This is a genomic window from Roseomonas chloroacetimidivorans (assembly GCF_049629625.1).
Lineage (GTDB): Bacteria > Pseudomonadota > Alphaproteobacteria > Acetobacterales > Acetobacteraceae > Roseomonas > Roseomonas chloroacetimidivorans.
The window spans coordinates 1-2,667 of the sequence record NZ_JBNBZS010000219.1; the positions used below are offsets into that span (position 1 = coordinate 1).

Annotated in this window: 3 protein-coding genes; all 3 read right to left on the minus strand. The window is 67.5% G+C overall.

Annotation, left to right across the window (positions count from 1 at the left end):
* Positions 1–118 precede the first annotated feature (118 nt).
* On the minus strand, positions 119–523 hold the full coding sequence (locus ACO1BU_RS37800; RefSeq protein WP_481133269.1) for a TolC family protein: 405 nt from the start codon (positions 521–523) through the stop codon (positions 119–121).
* 844 nt (positions 524–1,367) lie between these two features.
* Positions 1,368–2,012 carry a PqiC family protein gene (locus tag ACO1BU_RS36750; protein ID WP_424140804.1) on the minus strand — a complete coding sequence of 215 codons (645 nt, stop codon included), beginning with the start codon at positions 2,010–2,012 and terminating at the stop codon, positions 1,368–1,370.
* Positions 2,009–2,667, minus strand: a 659-nt coding sequence (locus ACO1BU_RS36755) for an MlaD/PqiB family protein (RefSeq protein ID WP_424140805.1), incomplete at its 5' end; no start/stop codon positions are given. The genes ACO1BU_RS36755 and ACO1BU_RS36750, both read right to left, overlap by 4 nt.

Here is a 2,667-nt window from a genome sequence, read left to right on the forward strand (position 1 = left end):
CCTCCCGAGCAGCCGGTCAGGAAGAGCAGCGTCAGGGGAGCCGCCGCTGTCCAGAAAGGTGACACTGCCTGCCTCCCTCAACCACGCCCAGAACCACGATGCGGCATGCCGGGCCGCCTCATACGAGTTGAGCCAAGTGCCGGGCAAGAAACGAACGGCGGCTTGGCAGCCACTGGCGCTCCGTGTCGAGGCTATCGATGCGGCACACGGTCCCGGCACGATTGAGATCTCGCGTCAGTGACGCGGCGCGAAGAATTGCCCGGCTTTCCTGCCCGGGTCTGGCTACGTTCTGGCCCTGAGGTCGGGATCCTGACGGAGAGCTTTCGGCGTCCTGAAGCGCCGCAAGTACGGTTCTGCGATACGGCGCCGGGGCGGCCTCGGACCTGGCAGTGGCTCGGTCCACATCGGCGCGAGTCCTGCCGGGATCCAGGATGTTCCACCGCAATGTCGGACCTCCAAAGGGGCTGATTGAACTTGCATTGAAGAGATTGCCGGCCTTGTTGCCACGGCCGTCACTCTTCATTTGATTGTTCCTTCGGAATGGCTTTGCCCTTCGATTGAACCATCCGCCGCTCCATCTTGCTGGCAGCCGATTGATCTTGCGGCCGCCGCTGCCGTGACTACCCCCTGCTGCCCTTCCGGGTACGCCGGTGGTGGCTCTGCCTGGCTCCCCAGCGGAGCCTGAGGGGCCGGGGCTTGCACAGGAGCAGGTGACGGAGGCTGAGTGACGCAACTCCTGACCAGAGGTGCGCAGTAAGCCCGTGGGGCGAATGGCGCATCAACTTCCCCGGTGTACCTGATGCTGCTCACCCGTCCACTGTCCACGCGAACAGCAAGATGACAGTTCCCACCTCCAGTAAAACTCAATCCTCCGACGACCGGAAGAGTAAGGCTGAGGCCTCCAGAACTGGTGGAGCTTCCATCATAGGAGAGGACGCTCATCTGACCGAACCGCTCCCGGCGGTTGGGAACGCCAAGGCAGCTGACCAGCTCAGCTTCCGAGAGGCCAACCAGACTGTTCTGTGCTAGCTGCGCCACATGCGAGTCCTCCACGGCACATGCGGACGGTCCCAACGCCAGGATGCATCGGAGCACGCGTGAAAGACGGACCTTCGTTCGCCGCGCCCGACAGCCGGCAAGCCCACGTGCTCGCATCAGGGTCTGTTCGCGCTCATCGTGAAGAGATGATGGCGGCGGCGACAGACCACCCCCATCGCGAACGAAGCCCGGACCTCACCTCGTCGAGGTCAGACCGGGACTGAGTGGCACTCATGAGCATTCTCCTCGACCTGGCAGGAAGCGCACCGGCTGGGCTGCTCTGGAGGTTGGTGCAGCAGTGGGACTGGGCGGCTGGCGGAGGAGATGGGTCACCGTCCCGGGCGGGGCGCGGGCATGGCACGCCGAACACCGGCCGCAACACGATCGGCGAGGTTCTCGACCGCCTGGGTCATTGCCGCCACGATCGCTGCGTCACCCGGCTCGGCCATGGACTCCTTCAGTGACACGCGCTCACCGGCCAGCGTCTCGCGCCCACCGCCGTCCAGCACGCGCCACCGCGCTACGAGAACAACGGACCCGTCCGCGCGCGGCTCGAAGGTCTCGACCTCGGCCAGGAGTTGCCGCGCCGGTCGCTCGGTGGGCTCGGTGGTGGTGACGATGATGTCTGGCAGGCGACGCGTCAGCCCGAGTGCGAGGGCGCGCGTGACGCCCACGGAGAGGCGCTCGCCCCAGCGCCCGGTCGCGCTTGAGGCCACCATGTTCGCGGCGCGCCGGACCAGGATATCGGTCACGTCCAGGTAGTCCGGGAGCAGAACCGGCTTCACCTCGACCACGGGCCGGCCGGTCAAGGACTCGGAGCCCTCGGTGCCGGCCTCGGGCGGCCCGAGCACATAGGTGACCGGGGGCGGCCCAGCCGAGCCACAGGCGGCGAGGGCGAGACTGCAGACGCCAAGCACAGTCCCCAGCGCGGTGGTTCGCCGCCGGCGCGTGGTGGGAACCGGAAAGCCGCTCATCGTGCGTTTCTCCCTCTGAGCACGGCACTGGGGTCACGTTCGATCGTCCGCGCGAAGCCGCGCAGCGAGCCGGCACTGGCGGCGAGGTCACGCGTCGCAGCCTCGAGATCGCTGCGGAGCTGCGAGCGCGGGGCCACCAGGCCACCCAATGAAGAGAGTATCGTCTCAGCCTGCCGCGCCACTCGGTCCGCAGAGCCGAGGACGCGCGCGAGTTCGGCGCCCCGCTCGTCGAGTTGTTGCCGGGCACCGGACGCGAGCCCGTCCAACTCCTGCAGGGTGCGGGACGCATCGGTCTGGAGACGGACAACCGCCTGCTCAGTCGTGTCCAGGGTCCGGGTTGCGGAAGCGATGCCACGCCGCGTGCTGTCCAGCAGAGGGTCCAGCTCCGCATCCACGTGGTTGGCCAAGCGCTCGAGGGAGGCCAAGCTCCGCTGAGCGGTCCGCACCACTTCCTGCACCGGGACGTCGGCGAGCGTCTCCCGCAGGCGGTCCAGGTCCGATGCGATAGCCGGAATCTGGGGCAGGCCTCCTGTGTCCGCTGCGACCCGCTCTGCGGGGGTGCCGGGACGGAAGTCGAGATCAACCCGGAGCTGGCCGGTGACGAAGCTCTGGGAATTGAGCTGCGCCCGCAGCCCAGCCTCGACCAGATGCTCGA